This window comes from Nitrosococcus wardiae (genome assembly GCF_004421105.1).
Classification (GTDB): domain Bacteria; phylum Pseudomonadota; class Gammaproteobacteria; order Nitrosococcales; family Nitrosococcaceae; genus Nitrosococcus; species Nitrosococcus wardiae.
The window spans coordinates 2,649,942-2,675,604 of record NZ_CP038033.1 but is presented as its reverse complement, the minus strand read 5'-3'; the positions used below and the strand labels follow the sequence as shown (position 1 = coordinate 2,675,604).

Here is a 25,663-nt window from a genome sequence, read left to right as displayed (position 1 = left end):
ATGCCCATCCAAACTCCTCTCATTCTCCTCACTGGACCTTTAGGTTCCGGCAAAACCACACTGCTGCAGCACATGGTCCAGTCTTCTGCCCTGCGCCTTGCTCTCCTCATCAATGAATTTGGAGAATTCGGTATTGATGGCAAGCTAGTCAAAGGCAAGAACTTACAAATTATCGAGCTGGAGGGGGGGTGCGTATGTTGTTCGCTGATGGGAGAATTTGAGGCCGCCCTCGAAGAAATTATTGAAACCGCGACGCCGGAGGCCATTGTAGTGGAAGCCACCGGTGTCGCTGAACCTGATGCCCTGGTTTTTGATGTCTCGGACCTGATTCCTCAAATCCGGATGGACGGCGTCATCACTATCATGGATGCCGATGCGATGGTGGCATTTCCAGATGTGGGGCACACGATCCAAGTCCAAATCAAAGCAGCTGATTTACTGCTGCTGAACAAGTCCGACCTGGTGTCCCCCCACCAGCAGCAATCGCTCCAAACTAGGTTACGCACCCTCAATTCAAGCGCACCGATTATTCCCACTACTTATTGTCAGGTGGATCCTGAACTGCTGTTTGGGCTTGTTCATCATCAGAAAGTGCAACCTGCGGAATACTCCCACCAGCCTGAATACGAATCTTTCAGCTATCGTCCAACAGGCCCCCTGCAGCGAAGCTGCTTTGAGCGCCTTGTCAAAGAACTTGGGCCTGAAATTTACCGAGCTAAAGGATTCGTGCCTTTTCCAGACAGAAGCTATCTTTTTAATTATGTCAATAGACGATGGACACTGGAACCTTTATCCGAAGAAGAAACCGGACTTCTGGTGTTTATTGGCTCAAACATCAAACCGAAGGAAGCTCAAATTAGGGAATCATTACGAGCCTGCGAGATCTCGCAAGTGGCGCCGAGCCCCTTTACTAACGCTGCCAGCTAAAGAAGGAGCATTCAATCCAATGCCTTACCAATTTCTCGATGAAGTCGCGATAGCCGATGTGGAGTTTCGGGCTTGGGGACCAGATCTTGGCGAAGTTTTCAGTTCTGCAGCCGACGCCACCATGAACGTGATGATCGAGGACTTAAATTCCATTAAACCTAAACAACACTGCTCGATCACTTTAGAGAACGAGACTGCCGATATGCTGCTTTTCGATTTTCTGCAAGAGCTAATTTATTACAAAGATTCAGAACAGTTATTGCTACGTGCGCCCAAGGTGGCCATTCGGGAAGAACAGGGGACCTATTACCTGCAAACCGACGCAGTAGGAGAAAAGCTCAATCCCCACCGCCATGAACAAGGAGTTGACGTTAAGGCAGTGACCCTGCACCGCTTTAGCTTGGAGCAAGATGAAAATGGTTGGACAGCTAATATAATCCTTGACATCTAGTAAGACGTTGCTATGCAGAATATCGAATTTTCTATTCTCCAGATTAAGTTCCGGTTTAACCGGAACTTAATCTGGAGAATAACGGATACTTTAATGCTCCATCTTGTCAGAATATAACAAAAACAAGTGGATCAGATCAGCCTGGGTCCTTACTTGGAGTTTTTTCATCACCTGTGCTCGGTGAGTTTCAACTGTTTTGATGCTAATCCCCAAATCAGAGGCAATCAATTTGTTCAATCGCCCCTTTACCACCAGTTCCATAACTTCCTGTTCCCGTTGAGTAAGCTGAGCTATCCGCGCAGTAATTTCTTCCCGCTTTCGTTGTTTTTCCCGAGCAGCTCGGTCCATATCCATACAGGTCCAAAGACGTTTTAATAGCACCGTTTTCTGCAAAGGATTCGTAAAAAAGTCGACGGCGCCCCCGTGGATCGCCTCCACCGCCTCAGGGACTGTTCCATGGGAGGAGATAAACAAAATAGGCAACAAACTATTCCGCTCTCGTAATTGTCTCTGGAGCGACAACCCCCCCATCTTGGGTACATGGATGTCGAGTAGCAGACAACCTGGACGCACAGGGTCAAATTCATCCAAAAAAGCTTCCGCTGAAGAAAAATTTTTAATCTCCCATCCCCCCGAAGCACACATCTGATGCAATGCATGCCGCTCCTTTTTATCGCTATGGATAATAAAGATGCTTCCCGCTTGGTTATCGTACTGCCTTACGTTAAGCCCGTATTGCAGTAGCGTGTTGGAATCAGTGATAGCATTTTCTAGGCATTGATCCTTCATACCCATACCCACCTCCTACTAAATTTATATAGATTTTTTGGGATAGCATTCCCCAAGAATGCCTACCTAAAACAAAATTATCTATTCATATGCAAAATAAAAGCCATATTTATATTTATAATTAAAACAATAACTTATGAAAAATTAGAGTAAAAAATATCAGAAATTATGTCGCTACCACACGACACTTTATAGATAAAGACACGCAATCAAAAAAACCGGGAGTAGGTTTAAGAAAGGCAGAATAGATTCTAGCCCTTGAGCTTCAGAAGTTTTTTTATTTGAAAAATGTATTGCAAAATAAGCCTATTTAAAAAAGGAAGTAGGCTAAGAGCCCACCCACGATACATTTAAACGCCTAATGAATCTTTACCTTGAATGCCGTGTGCCATCCCTAACTGAGTAAATAATGAGTCCTAGGGCGCTTGGGGTCAGCGTGACCCCAAAGCCAATGAAGTTCCATCTCAATGGGAGCTGCTATAGCAGTCCCGGTTAAGAAAATTGAAGGGTTAACCCTCGCCCTTTACGGGATATCCCCCCTCTTTCCAATCTTTGGTACCACCTTCATAATCATACACTTGAGTAAAACTTGCTTGCTCTAGTTGCTTAGCAGCCGAAGGCGAAGCAGAACAATCAAAACTTGCACAGTAAACAACGATTTTCTTATCCTTGCTACCCGCTTTCTGCTCAACTTTATGAATAAAATTTTTGTCTGCAGCTGGAATATTATAAGAACCTGGAATATGGGCCTGCCGGAAGGCATCTTCGGATAACACATTAATCAATAAAAAATCTTCATGTTGTTCCAACATGGCGTTTAATTCATTACGTGTTAATGTCTTCATAGAAGTTCCTCCTATTTTCACCACCCCTGCGGTAGCATGCAACACCTGATTAGTCAACGGTGAGCAACAAGGATCGGCTGAACGCGCCGATGAAAAAATTGACCAAGCGATAGAGGAAACGGGCCAGCGTTTAGAAAAGGTTACAAATATTTTTTGAAAGAAGCGTAAAGCAAAGGTTGTCTCTGTCCAGAGGCAATACCCACAACCCCTACTAGCTGCGACCACATAGGAATATAGCACCTCCTGGTATATAATTCATAAAGTTAATTAAAGTAAAAATCCTTGGGATCGCAACCAATAAAATATATAAAATTCGGTTAATTATACTACAATCTTTTTGTTTCTAGCGGAGTGTATCGTAAGGAAGATAAGCACTATGAATAAATTCACTTCTCCTATTAGATTAATAAATAAAAAAATTTTTTTTATATCTGCTATTAGCTTATGGCTTCTCCCAGGAATGCCTCCCCATGCAGAACAGAACCTACCACAACAAAATACGGAACAAGAGCACTGGATTTCGCGGCAACCCACCTTTTCAGAACTAGATAAAGACCAAGATAGCTATCTTGGCAAAGCCGAAGCCAAAAGTTGGCAGACACTGAATGATAAATTTGACCAAGTGGATAAGAATAGTGACCAGAAAATCGACCGCTCTGAGTTCAGTGCCTTTGAGACTCACCTCATAGAAGAATCTATCCAAGAGTTTACATCACCCCAGGAATAAGCGTATTTCTCCCCTTCTCATTCTCAATTCCTAGGTGAAACTAGTATTAACTATTCCTTTGGCAGGTAAAATACCTGCGAAGGCTAAAATGGATAGTGTTTAAAAAGGGCTGGAGCTCGATGAGTTGTGGTTCTTTTCACTGTAAGTCGTCGAAAATTCCGAAAAGGGAAAAAGATGCTAAGCTGCCGGGAAGTGACCGAAAAAGCAAGCGACTATCTGGAAAACACACCGCCCTATCGGCAACGCCTCGGTATACGCTTGCATCTTCTTCTCTGCCATCATTGCCGCCGTTATCTACGGCAGCTCCGTGCGGTGACCATAGCCTTTAAAAAATGTCTAAACCCGGAATTTATGAGGAAGCTATCAATAAGCAGATCGACAACCTTAAGACCTATTTTTCACGCCCAGAAGATCATACGCGAAAGGCCGGAGTCGTCATTCCCCCATAGGCGGAAATGACAAACTACGTAACTCTAGATTAGTTCACATTTTTATTAGATATCTTCCAAATTGTCTATTATTCTAGACTCATATCAGGAAGGGGTTGTTACAGTTTAATTTGAAAATTGAGTCCCAGCAGAAATTATTTTTTATGGACTCCAAATTTCCTATCCAGATCCTGTAATAGATAAAGTGCAGCACAGGCTGCTAAGCCAAGCAGCAAAAAAAGGAGGAAATACCCCATGCCACCCGTCTCTGTCTCAACCAAAGATCGCTTTGATGTGCTTGTGCTCGGTGGGGGTACAGCCGGAACCAACGCGGCCCAGGCGGCTTGCGAAGCAGGGGCCTCCCGGGTGGGGATGATTTATACCCCTGATATGTTCAATACCTGTGTGCAAGAAGGGTGTATGCCTTCGAAGAGCGTGCTGGCTTCATCTGCTCAGGGGCATCTATTCTCAGAAGCGATATACCGCAAAGACGTACATCTTACTCGCCTTGCTCGCGCCCTCAAAGGAAAGATGCAACAGGCGCCCTATACCCTCATTAAAGGAAGCGCGCGGTTTTTGCCAGGTCCTGAAGGAGTGGAGGTCACCCACAAGGGAAAAGTGCGGCATCTGTGCGCTAGAAACTATGTGGTCGCCACCGGGGCGCACGCCTGGGTTCCTCCCATAGAGGGGCTTGAGCGCTTGCCTTCCGGGCGCGTGCTCGTCAGCGACGATATTGTAGGCACAGAGACTCTCCTGGGCGAGGCGCCCAAACGTCTACTAGTACTTGGCGGCGGACCTATTGGCTTAGAACTGGCCACTTTTTTTGCACGGGTGGGAACGGAAGTGCTTGTGATTGATATCAACGGCCTCTTAGAGCCCTTTGATCCGGAGTTTGGCCAAGCGCGGCTTCGCGCTCTGCAGGCCACACCTCACATGGATGGCCTGGTACCTGGAGAACTCCAGTCGGTGACAGATACAGCGAACGGGGTGTTATGCCGCATTGCCCATAAGGACACGCTGCTTGAACGCTATGCTGATAGGCTATTAATTGCTACTGGCCGAAAACCGAATATTGAGACCCTGGCCCTGGAAAACGCCCATGTGCGGGTAGAAAACTCAACCATATGGCATGATGAGCACCTCCAAACCAGCAATCCCCAAATCTATGTCGCAGGTGATGTGGTCCATCACCACCAGATACTGCATTATGCAGCAGAGATGGGCCGGGTGGCCGGTATCAATGCGGCCCGCAGCGAACCCGCAATGGCCATGGATTATCAGAAGAATACCTTAGCGGTTACCTTCGACGAATACCCTTCGGCCCTGATCGGCTTGACGGAGAAAGAGGCCAAAACACAAGGGTACGATGTCATTTCAGCGACCCAGGATTTATCCTCCCTCGGCGTGGGTATTCTTGAGGATCTTCCTTGGGGCCTTTGGAAATTGGTAGCTGATCGGGCAAAGGGCCGTGTCCTGGGATCCCAAATTTTGGGTCCTTCTTCCGCACCGGAGCTGATCCAACTTCTCGCCCCCATTCTCTATTACCGAGGGACCCTACAAGATATTGTGCACATGACCTGGTATCATCCTACCTATGCGGAACTCCTCCGCTCTCTAGCCCGTAAGCTTTGCTCGGAAACTGGGATTGAATGCCCTGGCGCCTAGGCCTAATCCAACTTTTACAGGAGCGCCTCCATAACGCAGATGCAGGTATTCTCTTCGCCTGGAATCCCGAAAATTTACTCAATAAATATAGGCTTTTAGGGCTACAGAATATTATCGATTTACTTAAAAAATATAGGATCCTTATCCTGGCAACACTTCCCATGGGACTGAGGCAGGAGCTGCTCGGTTTCGAGTTTTTATTTAATCTGTTGGCTGATATTTGGCTTCCGTTATAGAATCGCAGAAGATGAGAGCATCCCTATAGGCCGGGACAAAATAGTAGGTGATTTATTATGTCAGGCACCGCTCAAGATCTGCTTCAAAGACATCGGCTGACCATCAGCGATTACCACCGCATGGGTGAAGCCGGTATCCTGCATGAGGATTCCAGGATAGAGTTGATTGAAGGGGAACTGCTCGATATGGCACCGATCGGCAGCCAACATGCTGGGACGGTAAAACAGTTAAGTCGATTGCTTCATTTAGCAATCGGCCAAACTGCTATCGTCTCCACTCAGGACCCGATAATCCTCGATAAATATTCAGAACCTGAACCTGATATCATGCTTTTACAACCCCGAGATGATTTCTATAAATCTTCCCATCCACGACCTGAAGATGTTTTGCTGATCATTGAGGTAGCGGATACTTCCCTCCAGTACGACCGCCATATCAAGATTCCCCTATACGCTGAGCACGGCATTCCCGAGGTGTGGCTGGTGGATTTGGTGAACAAGGCACTGACCCTGTTCCGCTCACCCCGTGGCCATGATTATCGAGAAGCCATATCTCCTCCCTCTTTAAGCGCCCTCTCGCTGAAACTACTGCCGACGATCAACTTGGATCTATCCGATCTCTTTTAAAAAAGGAGTGAAATAAGCCCCACCGAAACCCTTGAGGCCCTATAAAAATTGGAACACCTCATGGCGATTCATCCCTAGCCAATGCGCCAGTGATGAAAGCGCTCTAACCAGCGCAATAATTTCTCAGGGGCATGGGCTTTCTTCCACTCCCCCGCCGTAAACTTAACCGCTTCATTCCAGGTGGGATAGGGATGAATGGTCCCCAGAAGCTTATTGAGGCCAATCTTGTGCTTCATAGCAAGAATGAATTCCATCAACAACTCAGCCCCATGAGGACCGACAATCGTCGCGCCCAGAATGCGATCTTTGCCCGGCGGCGTCAGCACTTTGATATAACCGTAGGCTTCGCTTTCAGCAATGGCCCTATCCAGATCCTCAAGATCATAGTGGGTCACTTCGTATTCCACACCTTGCTCTTTGGCCTCCGTTTCATTGAGGCCGACCCGACCCACTTCAGGGGAAGTAAAGGTGACCCAGGGAATCACTGAGTAATCCACCCTAAAGCGCTTGAAGTTGCCGAACAGGGCGTTGACCGCCGCAAACCAGGCCTGGTGAGCCGCCACATGGGTAAACTGATAAGGGCCGGCGACGTCACCACAGGCAAATAGATTTGGATAGCAAACGCTCATGTCTTCCTCCACCGGCAAAGTACCCCCCTGGCTGGTTTTGAGGCCCAGGTTTTCTAAGCCTAGATTCTCGGTATTGGCCCTGCGGCCTACAGCCACCAAGACCTGATCGAAGGGAATCCGCAACTCCCCCTGCGGGTGCTCACAGTAGGCCACTTTCTCACCTTCCTCAATGGCAAACCGAGCGGCCTTATACTGCAACTTCACTTCAATGCCTTCCTCACCAAAATGTCTCAGAATCTCGGCACTGGTATCCGGATCCTCCTTGGATAGCAATCGCTCACCCATTTCCACTTGGGTGACCCGCGCGCCTAACCGAGCAAAGGCCTGGGCTAACTCACAACCGATAGGACCGCCCCCCAGCACCAGCAGCCGTTGGGGAAGTTTTCTCAGTTGCCAAATGGTATCGGAAGTCAGCGGCTCAACTTGGTCGATACCTTCGATGGGCGGCACAAAGGGGCGACCGCCTGTGGCAATGATGGTGGCCTTGGCGGTGACACGGCGAGTGGAACCCTCGGTCTCTTTTACTTCCACTTCCCAGGGGGAAATGAGAGTCGCCTCCCCTTGGATGCAATCCACCCCCAGGCGGGTATAGCGCTCCACCGAATCATGGGGCTCGACTTGCTTGATCACCTTTTGAATGCGTTCCATCACCGGCGCAAAAGGGATCTGTGGACTGACCACGGGCAAGCCGTAATGGTCCGCCTGGCGCATGGCCTCGGCCATCCGCGACGATTTAATCAGCGCTTTGGAAGGAACGCAGCCGGTATTGAGGCAATCGCCGCCCATCTTATCCCGCTCAATCAAAGCGACTTTAGCTTTCACTGCGGCGCCAATATAAGCCGATACCAAACCCGCCGAACCGGCGCCGATCACCACCAAATTGTAGTCAAAGCGCTTAGGCTTAGTGAACTTCCTATAAAGGCGAGCGCGTTTGAGAAGCGCCAGTAGAAACTTGGCAATAAGAGGAAACAACGCCAACAGTAAAAAGGAAAACAGCAACGGGGGCGACAAAATATCGCCTACCTGCTTGATCGCCGCCAACTGAGTACCCGCATTCACATAAACGATCGTGCCGGGGAGCATGGCCAACTGACTCACCCAATAAAAAGTCCAGGTGCGAATTCCGGTCAGCCCCATGACAAGGTTGATCACAAAAAAGGGAAAAACCGGCACTAGCCGCAGGCTAGCCAGATAAAAGGGACCATCGACGGCCATTCGCTCATCTACCCGTTGGACAGTTTTGTCATACCGTTGGCGGAGCGATTCTCGAAACAGAAAGCGGGAAGACCAAAAAGCCAATGTCGCACCCAATGTGGACGCAAAGGAAACGATGAGAGTACCGGCTAGCAAGCCAAATAAGGCCCCTCCCGCAATGGTCATCACCGCTGCCCCCGGCAAAGAGAGGGCAGTGACCAAAACATAAGCGATGAAGAACACCGTCACCGAAACCACCGGCGCTCCTGCAATAGTTTGCTGAAGCCGTTCTTGCTGCGCTTTTAAAACATCAAGATCAAGATATTGAGGTCCCTCAAAGTAAAAGAAGGCGCTGACTAGAATTAAAATTAGAACGATAAGCCCTAGGCGCTTCATCGAAAACATTCCCATCCACTTGTTCCTGCTATGTTGAGTGAGACATTCTAAACCATCGTATAGCGCCTCAATATAAGGGGTATGGTGATATTGACGCCGCAGTACGGCTATTGTTACACATGTACGAAGCCGATTGGATAACTATTTTTCGAAAAAATTGCCCTCTAAGACCAAACCTGTTGTAACAATCCACTCTTCCAAACAACAAAAAACGAAAGGCAAGAAAGGTCACCCACCATGTTCGCTGAATTATTGTTTAGGAATAAAGAGCGTTTGTTAAGGACGGCTTTTGCCGCTTTATGGGGACTAACAGCAGGAATCACTCCTGTACAGGCTGAAGATGTCCAGCTTGGATTTCAGGATGCTGCCGCATGGAAACAATGGAAAAAAATAACTTTCCCCCGAACAGCAGAAACCCAGTATATCTTCAAGGAAGAAATCCAGGCTGTTTGTGCTTTGGCTGAGGACTCAGCTTCGGGGATGGCTATTGAGTTCCCCGGCACGCTGGAAGAATACCCACTGTTAAGCTGGGAATGGAAAATCGACCGCGTGCTTGAAAAAGGGGATACTCGGAAGAAGGAAGGAGACGATTACGCGGCCCGGATATACATTAATTTTGAACGGGATGTCCGGCTAAGTTGGTGGGAACGAACCAAAGCAGCGGTGTTTGAAACCTTCTATGGCCAGGATATCCCAGGACAAACATTAAATTTCATTTGGGCGAATCAACTTGAGATCGGAAAAATTGTTTCCAGCCCTTACACAGAACATGCCCAAATGGTAGCACTTCAAAGGGGAAATAACCGGGCCGGAGAATGGGTTCGGCAGGAAGTCAATATTCTGCAGGGGTACCAGCAAGCCTTCAAAGCCGATCCCCCACCGGTCCATTCAGTGGCCATAATGACCGACAGTGATGATACCGGTGAAACGGTTAGGGCCTGTTTCCGTAATCTCGTGGTTAAGTCAAATACCGCTCTGCCCAAGCCGCCAATACATTAGCGACAAAAATGGCATCTTTTCTTCGAGACAGTAAATGATCGGCGTCATCCAACGACACAAAGCTCTTGGGATGTTTCGCAGCCTCGAAAATATGCCGGGCATGCTCAATGCCAACTATCGTATCTTTGGGCCCATGGAAGATCATCAACGCTTTCCGAAGCGACTTTACTTTCTGAAGTAGATTATGCTCGCCAATATCGTCCAAAAACTGTTTTTGAATTTGGAAAGAACGCCCCGCTAGTTGAACTTCAATTTCACTCTGGTCTTCGAGTTCAGATATCGATTTGGCAAATAGTTGGCTAACATGGGCTGGATCGCTAGGAGCGCTGATCGTGGCCACGGCCAGGGTTTTAGGAATTTCGCCTGCAGCAGCCAATACCGCCGCTCCACCTAAGCTATGTCCAATAAGTAACTGAGGGGCTTGGTAGTGCTCTCCCATGAAAGAAGCCGCTTGCACCAGATCCGCAATATTGGAAGAAAAGTTAGTATTGGCAAAATCCCCCCCGCTACTGCCCAAGCCCGTGAAGTCAAATCTTAAAACGGCTATCCCCCGCTCCGCCAAAGTGTTGCTAATCCGGGTCACTGCAAAGAAGTCCTTAGAGCAGGTAAAACAATGGGCAAACAATGCATAGCCTAAAGGCGTCTCATGGGGCCGATCCAACCGAGCCGCCAATTCATCACCCTGGTGACCGGAAAAATTCACGCGTTCGACTTCCACAGCAGGCATTTCTATCTCCTTCATATATCTATTAAGAACCTGTAGGGATTACTGTTAAGCCGGTAGAATAGAGTCTAAGTAATGGTTCGAGAAAAGGAAACAAACATGATTCCAGTCAGTGATAACTATCCCGTCCAGCGTGCCCCCCTGATTAACTGGATTCTTATTACGACCTGCGTGCTGGTTTTCTTCTGGCAGTTAAGCCTACCCCAAGAGGGCTTTCAGGCCTCAGTTTTCCTATTTGGGGTCATCCCTCGGGCTTTGGTTGATGCCCCTCTAGGCCACCCTCAATTGCTGATTCCTCCTGTACTCAGCCTGTTTACTTCCATGTTTTTACACGGCAGCTTCATGCACCTGCTAGGTAATATGCTCTACCTTCATGTATTTGGTAACAACGTAGAAGACTCCATGGGGCACGGCCGCTTTATCGTCTTTTACTTGCTCTGCGGCGTAGCCGCGGCGCTAGCCCAGATCTTAATAGCCCCTTCTTCCACTATCCCCATGGTAGGAGCCAGCGGCGCCATCTCAGGCATCCTCGGTGCTTATTTGCTCTTGCATCCCTTTGCTCAGATTAAAATGTTGGTACCCTATTTCATCCTCTTCTTCGTTTGGGTACCCGCCTGGCTGATGCTAGGCATCTGGTTCCTATTCCAGCTACTGCAATCCGTAGTGACTCCCAGTGATCAAGCCGGGATAGCTTTTGCCGCCCATGCTGGCGGGTTTGTGGCCGGTATGGTTCTGCTGCCTTTATTCAAACGCTCCGATGTGAAGCTATTCCATCAACGTTAGCAAAATGCTCTATTCTAGTCCAAGATTACGGTAGTATAAGGCCCAACCCACAGGAGCCCCGTTAACGCACCTGATTCTGGCCGACAATTGCACATCACCTTCACCTGATATACTGGGTGCAGGTTAATAGGCAAAAATCTTAACGACGTCAGTTCGACATAAGCTAGATCCCGATGGGTAAGGATTGATCGGGGTGAAAGCGAAGGTGAAGAGAGGGTTTTTTGTCCTGATAGGTGTAGGCAATCAGGGCGGCCACTAGATTGACCATAAAATTAGCGATGCTGCGATGGCGGGTGTGCTCAATTTGGGAGATATTTTTGAGCTGATCGTTGACCGTTTCAATGAGGGCCCGTTTTCGGGTGAGGATCTTATCAAACAAGGGAAGAAGTTTGTTTTTCATGTTTTTCTTGAGCTTGGTGATAAGTTGTAAGTCCCGCTCAAACAAGAGGTCGAAGAGGGGCTGAGAAATATACCCCTTATCCCCGAAGAGCTTTCCAAACATCCCTCGGGTCATCTCGGGAACGGGTTGGCGGTCATCGACATTGGCCGGGGTCAGCTTGAAGGCGAGCAGTTCCCCTTCATCGTTGATGATCAAATGCAGCTTAAATCCATAAAACCATCCCATGGAATTCTTGCCCCAGTGGGACTTTTTTCTAAAGAGTTGATGGGTAGGAGCCCGTTGGCGATGGCAGACGATAATGGGCGTAGAATCAATAAAACCAATACCGCTGACCTGGCCTTTACGGGTGTGCAGATAACTGCACAAGGGAATCAACGCCGAGCTCATCAGTTCCACAAAGCGGGGATAACTGACCAGCATAGGAAAGGCTCCCCGCCAGTATTTCGCCACATAGCCGGTGTAATAGTGCTTAAAGGTGCGATAGTTCGAGCGATGGAAAGCAATGATAATCGTCATCACCTCACTCAGTGACAGGCTTGAGGTTTTTCGCCGCTTTCTCTCGCCTGAGTGTAGAAGCTGCTGATGCCACTGGGGTTCAAACGCTTGGCAGAAATCATCGACCTCACAAAAAACCCGCTCTAAATCTATCATGACCCTCACCTGCTTCTTTGAATAACCCTCTGAACAGGCACATCCTATCTCCTACCCAGGACTATGAAAACAGCCCCCCGCTTATGTCGAACTGACGTCTTAACGACTAGATCGAGGATAGCTCACCAGATATGGCATCAATATTGCTTCCCTGTGCTACACTATGCATGTTTGTAGCACTTAGGTGAGAAAAATACCGAAAATCTACGAATAGATCTTTAATATATATTCCAGCAATGCGGCTCCTCCGACCCCCCCAAAGGGAAGCAAAATTATCTTTAATTGCTGCGCCAGGGAGCGAAAAGCACCTTCGCGGTTTGACCTCATTTCTTCTATCATCAGCTGGATTTGCTCGACCCGTGCTTGAGCTTTATCTCTCATCGCTTGGGATAGTCTTTGATTCATCCTGTCAAGAATATTTTGGCGGGCTTTCTTCGCTGCATTCCTAAGCAGCACTGTGCCAATCACTGGGGCAGCTATTATCACCAAAAGAAATATAATAAGTCCGGGCATCCAAAGCCAGCGATCAAAGAAAGTGCTGTGTGAAATAGCTAAGAGAAAGAGAATAAAAAAAGGATAGGAACTCAGGCCTTCTACACTACGTGTCCGCTCGGCAATTAATTGAATAGTTAACCAATCATTCAAATCATTCCAAGTGCTTATTCCTCGTCTCTCAGAAAATTCTTTAAGGGTTTGCTGCGGCCAATCAACCGGTTTCTCACTCAATTCGGTAATAAATTTCCGGCATAAGCTCGTGATTCCCATAATGTAAAATAACAAAAAAGTAAAAGCTATGAAGGCGCTTATTAAGATAATTCGGCCTGCCTCATAAGCAATCTCACCTCGATAAATATACCGAGCATAAAGAAATTTAAAAACATCATTAAGATTAAAGAATATCCATACAAATACACCCAATAACAATAGCATAAGCGATAGGAAAGCATACCCGAATAAACGCCACCCCGTATGCTGCGCAAGATAGTGGGTCCATAATTCCTGTACCTGGGTTGCTGACATTTCGCCCTCTCCGTGCAGATGATAGCGCTGGGTGAGATCACGGTCGCTTTTACGCAGTAAATGGTGGGCTCGGTAAGTAAGTATTCCTATTAAAATTATAGCTAGTAGACGAAGCGTTTCCGTTGGCCAGACGCTGACTCCCGAAGTAAGTGCAAAAGGTTCTCCCTCCATTCCTTCATAGGCGACGAGTACCCCTATTATCACAATAGGGAACATTACCACAATAAGCCCAATAACTATCGCTACCCAAAACTTCGTAAAGGCCCGGTAAAGTAAGCTGACTAAAAGAAGATAAAGCAAAATTAAAATTACCATCGCAGCTACGGCCGCAGCAATAGTGTCAACATTTTTTTTAACCTGCCAATAAGGCCAATACTCTGTCTTTGGATGAAGAGGTGAGCAATTCGGATTAAAATAGCATTGCTCCTCCTTATTGGCCTTAACAGGAAGCGCCACCGGTTCGAACCTGCCTATTTCAAAGAGTTGAGGTTTTAAAAACAGGTAATTTAGTAGCGGCTGAAGATCGCAACATTCTTCTTGGTCAATTAGGGGGAAAATTTTTTGAAGTATGCATTTACCCTTATTCTCTTGAGAACGACAAAGGGCGAGTTGCACGGCAAAAAAGAGTGAAGTTTGATAATTATCGCGAAAAGGAGGTATTTCCTTTTGCAACTCCGGTTGAAGCTGTAAGCCAAAGCCAGAAGCTACAATCAAATTCCTTGCCCACTTTGATTCTGCAGGATGAGCATAACGCGCATCCAGATCATGGGAAAAAAACAAAACGGTTGGAAAACGATCGCGCAATGCTTGTAATACCAAGAACTTGTCATATACATCGCTGCCTAAAACACCAATCGCCTTCAGCTCTCGTTGGCCTTCAATCTGATAGTCAAGTTCACGTTCTAAACGTCGGGAGAAACGACGGAGGTAATCGAATTGATTAACACCTACGGATCGCTCTATGGATTTCGCATCTCCCATTTCACCCCATTGCTTTCCATTCTCTTGTTCCTGAGAACGTAATTCCTGCTTTCCATTAGGGGGTAATTCACCGTCAAGCCCCCGGAGATAACTGTAGCGGCAGATGCCTCCTTGACAGCGACTGCTTGCTTCATTTATGCTATTTTTTCTTTTTGTCTCTGTTATAAAAAGATCAGCAAAAGTCTCGGGCAAAGCCCGGCCATAATGGGTATCCCATTCTGAAACCAAGGCAATCACATGCTGCGGATCATTAATATTAACTCCACGAAGAGCCAATTCCTTACACACCACCCGCGCTAATTGCCTATCTGAAGGGATGGTGCGATAAAAGGAGATACCGATACCCTTGAGAGCTTCTCTGATCTTATTTAAGGATTTAAATCCGCCACCTCCACAGGGCTCTGAGTTATCTTCCGCTTCTTTTGCTAAATTCTCTCTCGAATTCTTATTGGAGATCTCCAAGGAATTCTCTTCTAAACCCGCTCGCAGCAACTTCGCGCTTGCCGTGGCGGTCGCTGAATAGATTTCTACTTCCCATTTTTGGAAGAAAGAAATTTTTTCTTTATCTTTTTTTAACTGATACGCTTCTTCCACCATGCGGCGTAAAGTAGTTGAGCCTGCAGGACCCATTACCTTGAACCTCAGACTGGGAGCATTGGCCTCTTCCGGTTGAACTTCCCCTACTTTATCTTCTATCTCTTGGAAAAGTTGTGCTAATCGTGCAAGTGGGCAGTCCGCAAAGAGATAATCGTTTAACCATAGGACAAGCACTGGAGGTTGGGATGAAGAAGGTTCATATTTAATCTCATTCCACTCAAGCCATTCATAAGGAACCTTCAATGTCTTTTCACCGCCCGAAGTCATCTCTGTTAGCTGGATTGGACAAGACAATTTGTCAGAATTACCTTTGGGGCTCTCTTGAGAATGTCTAAATTCTAGCTTGGAAGCCCAAGGAATTTGAAAATAACCGAGGTGTTGAGAGTCCAAGGGCATATAGTCAGACACGGCTAACGCCGACAATGCGGCATATCGTCTCCGACGGCGCGTTTCGACACTCTCTGCATAAGGCCCGCCATAAACCATGATGGGCATAACAATGATTTCTTCTTCAATCCCGAATTTAATGATCTGCTTTGCTAAATCCCTAAACTTATTATTATCCTTGTTGCTATTCTTATTATTCCCAGAAAGCGCACTAAGTATCGCCTTAGAGATAGCACTATCCGTGGTTGGGTGTTTATCAACGGCAGTGAAGGGATCCTGCCACATCCGCGCTGGCACCTCTTCGGGGCCGAGCGTCGAAACCCTGGAGGTAGGTTCGCCACCAGGACGCGAGGTCTCAAAGGGTTTATAAAAATAGAATCCACCAGCCGTCGCTATAAGCAACAATAGGACGACAAGAGGGGTATTAGATCCTTGCGGTGGTTGGGTATCACGCAAAATATCACCCGTGCATAAGTCCCCTGGAGAGCTTAAACCAACAAAAGCATTTCCAAGAAGCCTTTTTATAGGAGCTTAGAAGGATTGTTTTGTGGTGTCGAGGTTTTGTCAGACCTTTTTTACCCTGAGGAAAGACCGGCTATTATTTCTAGAATATTTCGCCTCGCGCCTAGGAGACTCCACAACAGGAGGAATAACCATGGAAAAGATACGATTCGGGGGGTTTAAAGTGTGGCTATTCTTAGCCGCAGCACTGGTAAGCTCTGCCGAGGCCTATGCGCAGGCAGGTTTTGAAGATGGTCGGGTTATGCTTCAGGGATTCTACTGGGAATCCCACCGTCACGGGGATCCTGAAAGGTTCCCGGAATTCGGCGAAAAGCGGTGGTACGAGATCGTCCGGGCACAAGCCGACTGGATTCGCGCAGGCCGTTTTGACTTACTTTGGCTGCCGCCCCCCTCTTACGCAGGGGAAAAGAGCGCCGGGTACAATCCGGCAGTATCCCGGTTGAAGGAGGACTTGAGCGACCGCCCAGAAAAGGATCCCGACCCCGGTGCCCCCAGCAAACAACAGGGTTATCCAAGAAACGTCACCCGCGGGTTCATTCCCTTCAACAGGCCGGCAGAGGCAGGTTCAAGCATTCACCGTCTCCTCCGTTTCTACATAAGGAACAAGGTATGCGTATTCCTCAACCACCACCACAGAAATCTTTTGACCTGGATATTTCTCCTGGTTGGGGTGCTCTAAGATATCCACTTCATCACCCCGCTCTATATAGAAGACGATCTCCTCAAAAGAAATGCCTCTTTCAGCCTTAAGCTTTATAGGGATTCGTAACTGTAAACATCCGCAAACAAATTAAATGGGTGTCCTTTAATTTTTCGACCCACACCCGTCCCGAAGGACGGGTGATGCGTTTAGGTTTGCAGCGTCTTGCTGATGTTATCAGCGTTTCAATCCACACCCGTCCCGAAGGACGGGTGATGCGGCGAGCGTTTGGCGGGTAAGCCAACAACACAATAGGTTTCAATCCACACCCGTCCCGAAGGACGGGTGATGCCACTACCTGAAGTGGTAATGGGAATGCCATCATAGTTTCAATCCACACCCGTCCCGAAGGACGGGTGATGCGATAATCCTTTGCCTTGGGTTGATGAACTGATTGGTTTCAATCCACACCCGTCCCGAAGGACGGGTGATGCCTTTCGCCCCCTCGATCCCCGCTCGGTTAGACTTGTTTCAATCCACACCCGTCCCGAAGGACGGGTGATGCCAACCGCTGGCCAGGCTATGAGGAGCAGGTTCAAGTTTCAATCCACACCCGTCCCGAAGGACGGGTGATGCCGGGGCCTTGGGGCGCGTGGCCCGCCTGGAGGAGGTTTCAATCCACACCCGTCCCGAAGGACGGGTGATGCCTCGAGAATTGGTATCAAAAGAACGGCTCCAAATGGTTTCAATCCACACCCGTCCCGAAGGACGGGTGATGCGAATCCACCGGGGATTGCTCGCGCTTGACATGGCGGTTTCAATCCACACCCGTCCCGAAGGACGGGTGATGCAAACAACAGAGGAGTTAGCGCGATGAGCATGAAAGTTTCAATCCACACCCGTCCCGAAGGACGGGTGATGCAGCATTGCCGCAAGATAATGATATTGCAGGTTCCACAAAACGCATAGCGCGATCTGGTCTTTTTTGATCCACTTTACCCCATAAATGTGCAACTATAGATACATTCATCCATTGCATTTCAATGACATACATAATACGCGAACCTCCTAGCCTTTCATTGCCCACTTAGGGTTCGCGTTATACGATCAGCGGAGCCTCAAAATCTACTGCACGAAATTTACCGAACTCTTGGACATTGCGTTCCAGTGGTTCAGTTAAACGATAAATGCGAAGGCTATCTTCCTCTTCGCAAATAATTTTCAACAAATAACGCTGTAGCGCCTCTAAACCAGCCTGATCAACCTTACATTCAAATACCGATTTTTGTACCCTTTGCCCATAATTCAAGCAGGCTTTGGCCACTTGCCGTAATCGCCGACGGCCGGCAGGGGTTTCTGTGGAAACGTCATAAGTCACGAGAATTAACACAGCTTGTATTTTCCTTAACGGGTTAGAAAAGGTAGGTAGCCCTCCATTTCCCCCCTTAATGTGCGTGCCAATAAGCGCGCCTGAACATGGGGCAGTAAACCAATTGCTACGGTTTGTTCTAACAAGGGGTGGGTTAATTCTTCCTGCTTACGTTGCTGATAAGCGGTAAGTACAACCTTACGGCCTTGTTCACTGAGATAAACGGCTCCCCCAACCCGTGATTCGAAATTCTGTTCTGTCAACTGGCCCCGATTAATAAGGGTAAGCGCCAATCGGTCCACCATAATAGGGCGAAATTCTTCCATCAAATCCAAGGCCAAAGCAGGGCGGCCAGGGCGCACTGCATGAAGAAAACCCAGTTGAGGATCTAGACCTACACCTTCCAAGGCAGAACGGCAATCATTTACCAAAAGTGTATATAGAAAGGAAATCAAAGCATTGAAGCGGTCTAACGGTGGCCGCCGACTGCGGCGCTCAAAATTGAACACCTTACGCTGATTAGCGCGAATCAGTAAAGGAATAGCCGCGAAATAAATTCGGGCGCCATCCCCTTCCAAACCGCGTACAAGATCTAGATCCACTACTTCCGGCAACTTGCGGATCTGATTGGCTAACAGCCGGGATGCCTGCTGCAGGCTCTGGGTATCCTCAGTATTTTTGGCTTCTCGAGCCCCCCTCAGCAGGACTTGGCGGGCGTTCCGCAACTTGCCGACAACACAGGCGCGGGCAATACCCAATGCAGTGAGTGCATTACCGGCGGCATCATGCTGGGCCTGACGCAGCAGGATATTGCCGCTGACAGGTCCCTCTATCCGGGCACTGAACTCTCCATTCCGATCCAACAACACCACGCCTCGTCCATCCTGGGCGCAGCGGCGTAGGACGGCGGGAGTTAGCATGACATCGCCGAACGCCACCACACTGCCAATATGATGGAGAGGCACTTGCAGGCGCTTTTCCCGCTCCACTTCCACGCACAGTGTTTCCCCTTCCAAACGCAAATAGGCGTTGGGGGTAGTGACAAACAAGGTATTTAAGAGCTGGCGCATTCATCCTCCGGTGTGAACAAAGCCCTATGCAACCGATGCAAACGTTGTTTTGCCGCTACCGTGTGGGGCTGACAGGAATCCTTGAGAGAGCAATGCCGACAGCGCTCGTCGGCAACCGGAGGAGGTAATTGACCAGTCCGCAGCATATCCCGGATTTTTGGCACCATCGATTTCACCCTATCGCGCAGGGCGGGGGTAATTGCGACTTCACGCCGCCGACGGGAGCTATGGTGATAGATAGCCCCGACAGACACTTCCCGGCCGGTCATTTCCTCCAGGCACAGAGCCTGGGCCGCCAATTGGATATCGTCATGTTCACTCGACCGACGCGGGCCGTGCTTATATTCCACCGGATAAGGTGTACCATCGACAGCAAATTCCACCACATCCGCCTTCCCCACCAACCCCACGCACCGGGAATAAAGAGGCAGAGCACGTTCAATGCGCATGCCCTCTTCCAACCGACTTTCCGACATATCCACCTGTTCATGCACAGCCCGACCTCGGAGCGTATAGAGGTTCTCGTCAAAGGTCTGCTCCATATGAATCAGGGCGCATTGCCGCGGACAATAACTGTAGTGTTGTAAGGCAGAGATGGGAACCGCATCATCCAGATCATCGCCAGACTGGTCCATAGCTCAGCCCACTTGACGCATGAGAGTTACCCCCTGGGGAAGCCCAGTATCGTTCACTGTCACTTGATAATCAGAGAATTCCCTCGGCACATTCACGCCTTCCCTAGGCTGTACTGTGATGCCATCGAATAGCATATGCGCAGGCGCATGGCCAAGGGCGTTATCATGTTTAAAGACATACAATCCCCGCACCGACATTTGCCCACGAGCGGCAGAATGATCATGCTCGAACATATTGGTCAGCGCCTCCCATAGAAGCGCCAGATCCTCTTCGGAAAACCCCGTTTGCCTGGCCAGATGGGCAGAGATATAACCATGCCCTCGATAGAGGGCATAGGGAATGGTGAACTTGCGCCCCATAGTGCGGTTATCCCCACCCTGCTTCTCCGCTTCGGCTTCAGTAGCTACCGCCATGCGGGTGATGCTGTGCTCCAACGGCACTACAGGGCTAACACTACGGGCAAAGCTCATTTGCACCGGGCCACGGACCTGACCGCAGTTCGGAGCTGACTTCAGACTCATAACGGCTCCGAAAGTGCGAATATCAAAAAACCACTCGCACATTTTCTCCCGTCCCTGCTGAACTTCCTCTCCAGTGGGCTTGCGTGACTTCGAATTTTTAACCGCAGAATTTATGAAAGTTTTCACTGCGCTATCTAATTCTGCATTTTTCAGCCAATCTTTTATTTCTTTCTTATCGATACCAGCGGCAACTACCAAATCCAATAGCTCATCCTGATTTTCCACTAAAGAAAGGCCACCAGGAAGCTCTACTTCTCTAATTTTTTCCTCTAATTCTTTTTTTACAGCAAGCTTGCTCTCTTCTCCCAGTTGAATATCCAAGTGTTTGAAAGCCTCCAAGTGGGATCGACCAAGGACTGCCTTTTCTTTCACATAAATATCAAAGGGGCGTTCATAACCCTTTGCAAAGGCCACATAATTTCTAATTTTCCGCTTCAGGCACACATCCGTCACCAAACCATTACCAGTTTCCGGATCCACACGGGGCAAATTGCCTGCATCCGGGTCGCCATTGGGATTGCCGTCCTGTACATCGAATAGCAAAACAAATTCATAGCGATTCTGGATAGGATTACTCATGATTACTCTCCCTGTTAGTTATCTAAATTCTTTTTATTGAAAAATGCTTGGCGTTGGTGATAATAGCCCACAGTAAAGCGGCCTTGATCGTCCAAACTCAAATGGGCAGGAAAATATTCAATGCCGTCCATGATTTCACCCATCAATTTTTCCAACCAAATGATTTGTCCCTCTTCCAACTTATCGAGGTGGTAGTTCTTAAGCTTTAACAGATGAGGAAAAGCCGTCCTAGGCGTTGAGGAAGCGGCACTGTAAAAACGATCCCGGATAGTGGCTTCAACGTTGGGGAGAGCGAGATTCTGGACTCGTTCTAGCACGGCGAACAATCGTCCTAGCCGATAACCGATGTTCAAATTTTTCAAATCCAAAGCCACATTGACCTCCTGTTGGGGATGATTAAATAACCGGGCATTACGGGTTAACACTGCCTTAATCAAAGCAACTCGAGGATAAGTAATATGGTGCTCCGCCCTAACCCGGCGAAGAGCAGCCGCTAGCAAGGTTCGCGGATAAGGCATACCCACCAGAATCGCCTTCATGAAATCGCCAGCCAAATTAGGAGGAACATTTTCAACTTTGCCCTGTAAAGCGCTTGCCTTCAGCAAGCGGAATAACGGCAGAAATTCCGGCTCCTGGGGTGCATGGATGATATGGGTATCATCGAAATGCTGGCGTATATGCCGGGCTACTTCGCCCACGGTGCCCGGATACCAGAAGCGGACGGCGATACGTGCGGCGTTGGGGGCTAGGCCCAGCACATAAAAAGGGGTATCATCTTCATCAATCGGCTTGGCCCCGCTTTTAGGGGCGGCATAAAGAGCACGAATAGCCTCTGTGCCCCGATCTGGATCATCTGGGTCGGGATCCAGCCAAGCTACAAATTGCTCCTCTGAAGGATGATCCTTTGCCGCCCAAAAGACAGTGGAAGCATCCCCTACCTGAATTCGCTGGCGCGATCCTTTGCGCAGTAGATGATTCAAAGCGGTAGTGTAGGCAAAGGTAACCCGTTCGCCCACCGGTGCATTAATTCCTTGGTGCTTACCGTAGGACGTGAAAGCATCCCGATTGAAAGAAACGATATCCGCACCCGAAGGTTGTGCCCCCCGAACGCCTCTGATGGGAGGGTGAACTCGAGCGATGGTGTCCACCTCACCGCTAACCAGACAACGCTGGCGTTGTTTCTTGCGCTCTGTCACCCACTCGGCGATAGCCCGCCGCACAGCATTTCGTTGGCAGATAAGTTCTGTACTATTTTGCAGGCGAAAGGAGAGGTTACCCGTGCTCCTATTAATTTCATCCCAAAGAGAGTGATTATATAAAGATTGAAAATCGCCCTTTTCCAGAAAGGCCAATACAGCCTTTATCCCCTTATCGGCACCCACCTCGGGAAAGGTATCTTTAATACGTTGGATAAATGCCGCCCGTTTTTCCTTTGCCCGTTGTTGCTCCTTTTCCCGCTTGTTAGCCTCAAGTCTTTCAGCTTTTACAGCACTAACCGTGCCTAACACATAATCGAGAGTATCCCATAATAAATTAGGCAGAATCCCTGAAGTTCTCTTCTCCCCCTGAGGAACAATAAATATCCGCCCAGTTTTCTTTTTTCCCTTCCCCGTTCGGGTATCTTCTAAATCTACGAAATATCCCTCTTCATCCAATACAATTAGGAAGGGAATCTCCTTCTTCTCGAACCCTATCGGAGGCAGTTCATTACTACCCTCACGGGTTTTGCGCTGGTAATATTCGCTGAGCGCCTGCAAGATCATCCCATCACCTCAGAGCTATCCCAGGCGGGCACCCGGATAGTTCCCTGTTCCATCATTGCCCGAAAAAAATACGGCCTAGGCTCAGCTTTTAGATGATCCAAATCGTAAAGCATCCAGCCCAAATCGCGGCTTTCAGAGATAGGCACCGGCAATTCCTCCTCCTGCTCAACAGGCTCGAAGGCGGCAGAAAATTCCCGGCAGCCCAAGTAAGGCTGATTGAAACATTGACCTTTTTCTGCACGGCGACGGAACATTTGGGCAAATTTTATGTGATTGTCCTCATGGCCAGCTTTATCGGTTAGCTCAAAACAAGCGTGAATCAAATAATCCACGTCCCGCAAGAATAACCCCGCTCGTTGCTGGCGGGCCTCTTCTATATAGAGGCCAAGCTCCCCTCTGCCACTACTCATCGCCGTCGTAACATTGCGGGTGGAAACCACTGTCTCCACTTCATTACGTCGCACCGATTCCCAGCGAATGGGTTTGAGCACATCAATACGGGTTACTTGCCACCGAATGGCGGGCTTCCAGAGAATGGCTTCAAGGATTCCTCGAGCAGCGGAAGGGGTCATCACATCATAAGAGACTCGCTCCACCTTCATTTCCGGGCGGGTAAAACAAGCATTGTCACCCCAGACCCGCAGGCAAACGGCGTTTTTTCTGGCATCGTTCATTAAATGGATCTCTTTATCTTGAAAGTCTAAGCGACACAAAAATCAGCAATAATCCCTCAAACAATTAACTGATCAGGATCGTAATAGGCAGGATCATCCCCGAGCAGTCCTAGATCTTGGTGGTACAAGCCATCATGAGCCTGAAAGAACAATCCTGGATGGATTTCCTGAATATCGCACTGATTCAGCAATTGTTGGTGTCGGTAGCGAGGCAGGTTGACCACATAGCGCTGGAGCTTGCGCAGTAGCCCACGCTTCGGCCCAAGGTGACGTAGCTGTTCAATCAAATCTACTCCCTTCCCATAACGTACGATCACTGGAGCTTGTTGAGTCTCATCGATTAGCCGGAACTTGACGGCGGCGCTGCTGAAAAGAAAGCGCAATTGCCCGTCGTGTTTAAGATCCTTAAGAATACCCTCGCGATCCAAACCCTCTGTCCCTTTTTTCCAATACAACTGCTGGAAATAAGTGACAAAATGCTCAGGCGCTAGGGGATCAGTAGGGCGCTGTTGTAATATCTGCCGTCCACAGTCCTGAGCTTGGCGCAGATGCCCAATGGGAGCTTGCTTCGGTGGAATAAACACCACTACCTTGCCCTTGCCCTCCAATAAACCTTCTCGATTACAGCGTCCGGCCGCCTGAGCGATGGAATCCAGTCCTGCCAGAGCACGGTAAACTACTGGGAAATCCACATCGACTCCCGCCTCCACTAACTGGGTACTAACTACCCTGACGGGTTCTCCCGCCTTCAGTCGCTGCTTGATCTCAGCGATCACTTCAGATCGATGTTGTCCGCACATCAGACCAGACAAATGGAAGGTGCCTTTGGGCATTAAATAGTATAATGTGCGGCAGTCATCCCGGCGATCCACAATGCACAGTACGGAATCATAACCTTGCAGCTCTTCAGCCAATTCCTCCCAGGCAGTGCTGTCATGCAGATCATCGGGAACCGTCACCTCGACCCGGCGCAGGGCTTCATGCAGCGCCTGGGGGCCATCCATGATCTCCCGCACCCCTTCCAAACCTTCAAAGGAACTATCGAATCCCTGGCGCGACTCAAAGGCTGGTTGGGTGGCGGTACAAAGCATAAAGCTGGCTTGGTAATTTTTAGCCAATTCCCTAATAGCATGAAGGATGGGCCTTAAAAAGTCTGGTGGTAACAACTGAACTTCATCCAGCACCACCACGCTGTTAACGATATTGTGCAGTTTGCGTACGCGGCTGGTCCGGGCGGCAAATAGGGATTCAAAAATTGTACAGAAGTGGTAACGACAATGGGTGCATCCCAATTCTCGCAGGCCAGTCGGCTGCGGGCATCCTCATGATCTGAGTCCAAATTGCTGTGATGTTCCAGCACGGCATCGTCAAAGATCTGACGAAATACGTTGGCTGTCTGCTCGATAATGCTGGTGTAGGGGATCACATAGATGATCCGACGCTTGCCATAGGCCCGTGCATGATGAAGAGCAAAAGCCAGAGAAGATAGAGTCTTGCCTCCACCGGTAGGCACGGTTAGAGAAAACAGCCCTGGTGGCTGAATTGCCTGCCCTCGACAACGATTTAGAATCTCAGCCCGTAATCGATTGACGGGCGTGCTGCTTGCACCTTTTTGCAGCCCCTCTATATAGCATTCAAAGGAAAACAAAAGTTTGCTCAAGCTCGGATAACCGCTGCGCGCAGCGGTCTTATCCCCATCCATGAACGACTCGGTGTCTAGGAAATCGGCATCTACCAAACAGGAAAACAGCATTCGGATCCACAAGGCAAGATCTCTTCCCCTAGGCTGGCTAGTAGGAGAATCCGCTTGCAGGATAGCCTCGGGAATCGGTTGGCTAAGAGTTTCATCTAGAAGTGACTGCTGTTCAGGCCTAAGTCGATGAGCCAAAGCTTTCCTCCCAGCTTCCACACTCTGCCAGTCTGGCAAGCCGGCATGATGCCCGGCAATGAGGTAAGCCAATATCCGTCCTTCCGGACCCGGACCAAGCTGCTTGCAAGCATAGAGAGCTCCTACAGTGGAATGATCCACCCTGCCGGGTGCTTCGATATGCGCATCCGGATCATAGCCAGAAGCACTTCTGATATAATGTTGGAAAGCCAGGCGGTATTTCCCTAGATCATGCCACAAGCCTGCAAGATAAGCCCAATCACCGCTTCCAAACGGGGTCGCAAACCGATCGGCCAACTGTGCCGCAGTTTGCAGGTGTTCTTCAAGGGCGTGCTCTTCCCAGTGCCCCGCCTGGGTCTCACGCACATGAGCAAGAAAAACCTTATTGCCCCTACTAGTCAATTTATTCAAAATTATAAAAAATGCAGTTTTTTATTTTATTTATAAATAGTCGGCTGAAATATTCCTTTTATTAGGTGCTTCAGAAACTCAACAGACCGTCGAAACTCTTAGCCTTGTAAGTCTCCCTACTTAAAAATTTTTTT

Annotated in this window: 23 protein-coding genes and 1 CRISPR repeat array; of the genes, 9 read left to right on the top strand and 14 right to left on the bottom strand. The window is 48.7% G+C overall.

Annotation, left to right across the window (positions count from 1 at the left end; all coding sequences use genetic code 11):
• On the top strand, positions 1 to 927 hold the full coding sequence (locus E3U44_RS12745; protein ID WP_134358544.1) for a CobW family GTP-binding protein: 927 nt from the start codon (positions 1 to 3) through the stop codon (positions 925 to 927).
• Between the two features lie 19 nt (positions 928 to 946).
• Positions 947 to 1,378, top strand: coding sequence for an archease (locus E3U44_RS12740; protein ID WP_134358543.1), 432 nt, complete (start codon positions 947 to 949; stop codon positions 1,376 to 1,378).
• A 90-nt stretch (positions 1,379 to 1,468) separates the two neighbouring features.
• Here E3U44_RS12740 and E3U44_RS12735 read toward each other — a convergent pair whose 3' ends face one another.
• The gene (locus E3U44_RS12735; RefSeq protein ID WP_134358542.1) at positions 1,469 to 2,173 is read right to left on the bottom strand and encodes a response regulator transcription factor; all 705 of its coding nucleotides are present in this window, start codon (positions 2,171 to 2,173) and stop codon (positions 1,469 to 1,471) included.
• Positions 2,174 to 2,676: 503 nt separating this feature from the next.
• On the bottom strand, positions 2,677 to 3,237 hold the full coding sequence (locus E3U44_RS19675) for a rhodanese-like domain-containing protein (RefSeq protein ID WP_206054788.1): 561 nt from the start codon (positions 3,235 to 3,237) through the stop codon (positions 2,677 to 2,679).
• A 151-nt stretch (positions 3,238 to 3,388) separates the two neighbouring features.
• Here E3U44_RS19675 and E3U44_RS12725 point away from each other — a divergent pair, with 151 nt between their 5' ends.
• The 4 genes from E3U44_RS12725 (at position 3,389) to E3U44_RS12710 (ending at position 6,695) form a co-directional block, all read left to right on the top strand.
• On the top strand, positions 3,389 to 3,739 hold the full coding sequence (locus E3U44_RS12725; RefSeq protein ID WP_134358541.1) for an EF-hand domain-containing protein: 351 nt from the start codon (positions 3,389 to 3,391) through the stop codon (positions 3,737 to 3,739).
• Between the two features lie 174 nt (positions 3,740 to 3,913).
• On the top strand, positions 3,914 to 4,198 hold the full coding sequence (locus tag E3U44_RS20690; protein ID WP_134358540.1) for a zf-HC2 domain-containing protein: 285 nt from the start codon (positions 3,914 to 3,916) through the stop codon (positions 4,196 to 4,198).
• 224 nt (positions 4,199 to 4,422) lie between these two features.
• Positions 4,423 to 5,832 carry a dihydrolipoyl dehydrogenase family protein gene (locus E3U44_RS12715; RefSeq protein ID WP_134358539.1) on the top strand — a complete coding sequence of 470 codons (1,410 nt, stop codon included), beginning with the start codon at positions 4,423 to 4,425 and terminating at the stop codon, positions 5,830 to 5,832.
• 293 nt (positions 5,833 to 6,125) lie between these two features.
• Entirely contained in the window at positions 6,126 to 6,695 is a 570-nt protein-coding gene (locus E3U44_RS12710) for a Uma2 family endonuclease (RefSeq protein ID WP_134358538.1), read from the top strand.
• Positions 6,696 to 6,769: 74 nt separating this feature from the next.
• Here the strand turns inward: E3U44_RS12710 and E3U44_RS12705 are convergent, their stop codons facing one another.
• Positions 6,770 to 8,929: an FAD-dependent oxidoreductase gene (locus E3U44_RS12705; RefSeq protein ID WP_134358537.1), complete on the bottom strand. Its 2,160-nt coding sequence runs from the start codon at positions 8,927 to 8,929 to the stop codon at positions 6,770 to 6,772.
• A 222-nt stretch (positions 8,930 to 9,151) separates the two neighbouring features.
• Here E3U44_RS12705 and E3U44_RS12700 point away from each other — a divergent pair, with 222 nt between their 5' ends.
• Positions 9,152 to 9,913 carry a DUF3047 domain-containing protein gene (locus tag E3U44_RS12700; protein ID WP_134358536.1) on the top strand — a complete coding sequence of 254 codons (762 nt, stop codon included), beginning with the start codon at positions 9,152 to 9,154 and terminating at the stop codon, positions 9,911 to 9,913.
• Here E3U44_RS12700 and E3U44_RS12695 read toward each other — a convergent pair.
• Positions 9,873 to 10,640, bottom strand: coding sequence for an alpha/beta hydrolase family protein (locus E3U44_RS12695; RefSeq protein ID WP_134358535.1), 768 nt, complete (start codon positions 10,638 to 10,640; stop codon positions 9,873 to 9,875). The genes E3U44_RS12700 and E3U44_RS12695 overlap by 41 nt on opposite strands.
• 96 nt (positions 10,641 to 10,736) lie before the next feature.
• Between E3U44_RS12695 and E3U44_RS12690 the strand changes: the two genes are divergently transcribed.
• Positions 10,737 to 11,420 (top strand): rhomboid family intramembrane serine protease, encoded by a 684-nt coding sequence (locus E3U44_RS12690; RefSeq protein WP_134358534.1) that lies wholly within the window; start codon positions 10,737 to 10,739, stop codon positions 11,418 to 11,420.
• Positions 11,421 to 11,583: 163 nt separating this feature from the next.
• Here E3U44_RS12690 and E3U44_RS12685 read toward each other — a convergent pair whose 3' ends face one another.
• Together E3U44_RS12685 and E3U44_RS12680 are read right to left on the bottom strand one after the other, a co-directional pair.
• Entirely contained in the window at positions 11,584 to 12,471 is an 888-nt protein-coding gene (locus E3U44_RS12685) for an IS982 family transposase (protein WP_134357379.1), read from the bottom strand.
• 204 nt (positions 12,472 to 12,675) lie between these two features.
• A complete protein-coding gene (locus E3U44_RS12680) occupies positions 12,676 to 15,912 on the bottom strand; it encodes a hypothetical protein (protein ID WP_134358533.1) in 3,237 nt (1,078 codons plus the stop codon).
• Between the two features lie 199 nt (positions 15,913 to 16,111).
• Between E3U44_RS12680 and E3U44_RS20085 the strand changes: the two genes are divergently transcribed.
• A complete protein-coding gene (locus E3U44_RS20085) occupies positions 16,112 to 16,657 on the top strand; it encodes a hypothetical protein (RefSeq protein WP_240761445.1) in 546 nt (181 codons plus the stop codon).
• Between the two features lie 131 nt (positions 16,658 to 16,788).
• Positions 16,789 to 17,540: direct repeats of the CRISPR family, unit length 37 nt; unit sequence GTTTCAATCCACACCCGTCCCGAAGGACGGGTGATGC.
• Positions 17,541 to 17,717: 177 nt separating this feature from the next.
• On the opposite strand, the gene cas2 is transcribed toward E3U44_RS20085, so the two are convergent.
• From cas2 to E3U44_RS20075, 8 genes are read right to left on the bottom strand one after another with little or no spacing between them, the layout of a single operon-like run.
• Positions 17,718 to 18,008: a CRISPR-associated endonuclease Cas2 gene (gene cas2 / locus E3U44_RS12665; RefSeq protein ID WP_013032921.1), complete on the bottom strand. Its 291-nt coding sequence runs from the start codon at positions 18,006 to 18,008 to the stop codon at positions 17,718 to 17,720.
• A 14-nt stretch (positions 18,009 to 18,022) separates the two neighbouring features.
• Positions 18,023 to 19,057, bottom strand: coding sequence for a type I-C CRISPR-associated endonuclease Cas1c (gene cas1c / locus E3U44_RS12660; protein ID WP_134358532.1), 1,035 nt, complete (start codon positions 19,055 to 19,057; stop codon positions 18,023 to 18,025).
• Complete coding sequence (cas4, locus tag E3U44_RS12655; protein WP_134358531.1) at positions 19,042 to 19,692, bottom strand: CRISPR-associated protein Cas4; 651 nt, start codon at positions 19,690 to 19,692, stop codon at positions 19,042 to 19,044. Before cas4 ends, cas1c begins: the two co-directional genes overlap by 16 nt.
• A 3-nt stretch (positions 19,693 to 19,695) precedes the next feature.
• The gene (gene cas7c, locus E3U44_RS12650; RefSeq protein WP_134358530.1) at positions 19,696 to 20,793 is read right to left on the bottom strand and encodes a type I-C CRISPR-associated protein Cas7/Csd2; all 1,098 of its coding nucleotides are present in this window, start codon (positions 20,791 to 20,793) and stop codon (positions 19,696 to 19,698) included.
• Positions 20,794 to 20,807: 14 nt separating this feature from the next.
• Positions 20,808 to 22,556: a type I-C CRISPR-associated protein Cas8c/Csd1 gene (gene cas8c / locus E3U44_RS12645; RefSeq protein ID WP_134358529.1), complete on the bottom strand. Its 1,749-nt coding sequence runs from the start codon at positions 22,554 to 22,556 to the stop codon at positions 20,808 to 20,810.
• A complete protein-coding gene (cas5c, locus tag E3U44_RS12640) occupies positions 22,553 to 23,230 on the bottom strand; it encodes a type I-C CRISPR-associated protein Cas5c (protein WP_134358528.1) in 678 nt (225 codons plus the stop codon). Before cas5c ends, cas8c begins: the two co-directional genes overlap by 4 nt.
• A gap of 56 nt (positions 23,231 to 23,286) precedes the next feature.
• Positions 23,287 to 24,348 (bottom strand): CRISPR-associated helicase/endonuclease Cas3, encoded by a 1,062-nt coding sequence (locus tag E3U44_RS20080; RefSeq protein ID WP_240761440.1) that lies wholly within the window; start codon positions 24,346 to 24,348, stop codon positions 23,287 to 23,289.
• Positions 24,349 to 24,374: 26 nt separating this feature from the next.
• Positions 24,375 to 25,484 carry a CRISPR-associated endonuclease Cas3'' gene (locus E3U44_RS20075; protein WP_240761438.1) on the bottom strand — a complete coding sequence of 370 codons (1,110 nt, stop codon included), beginning with the start codon at positions 25,482 to 25,484 and terminating at the stop codon, positions 24,375 to 24,377.
• Positions 25,485 to 25,663 lie beyond the last annotated feature (179 nt).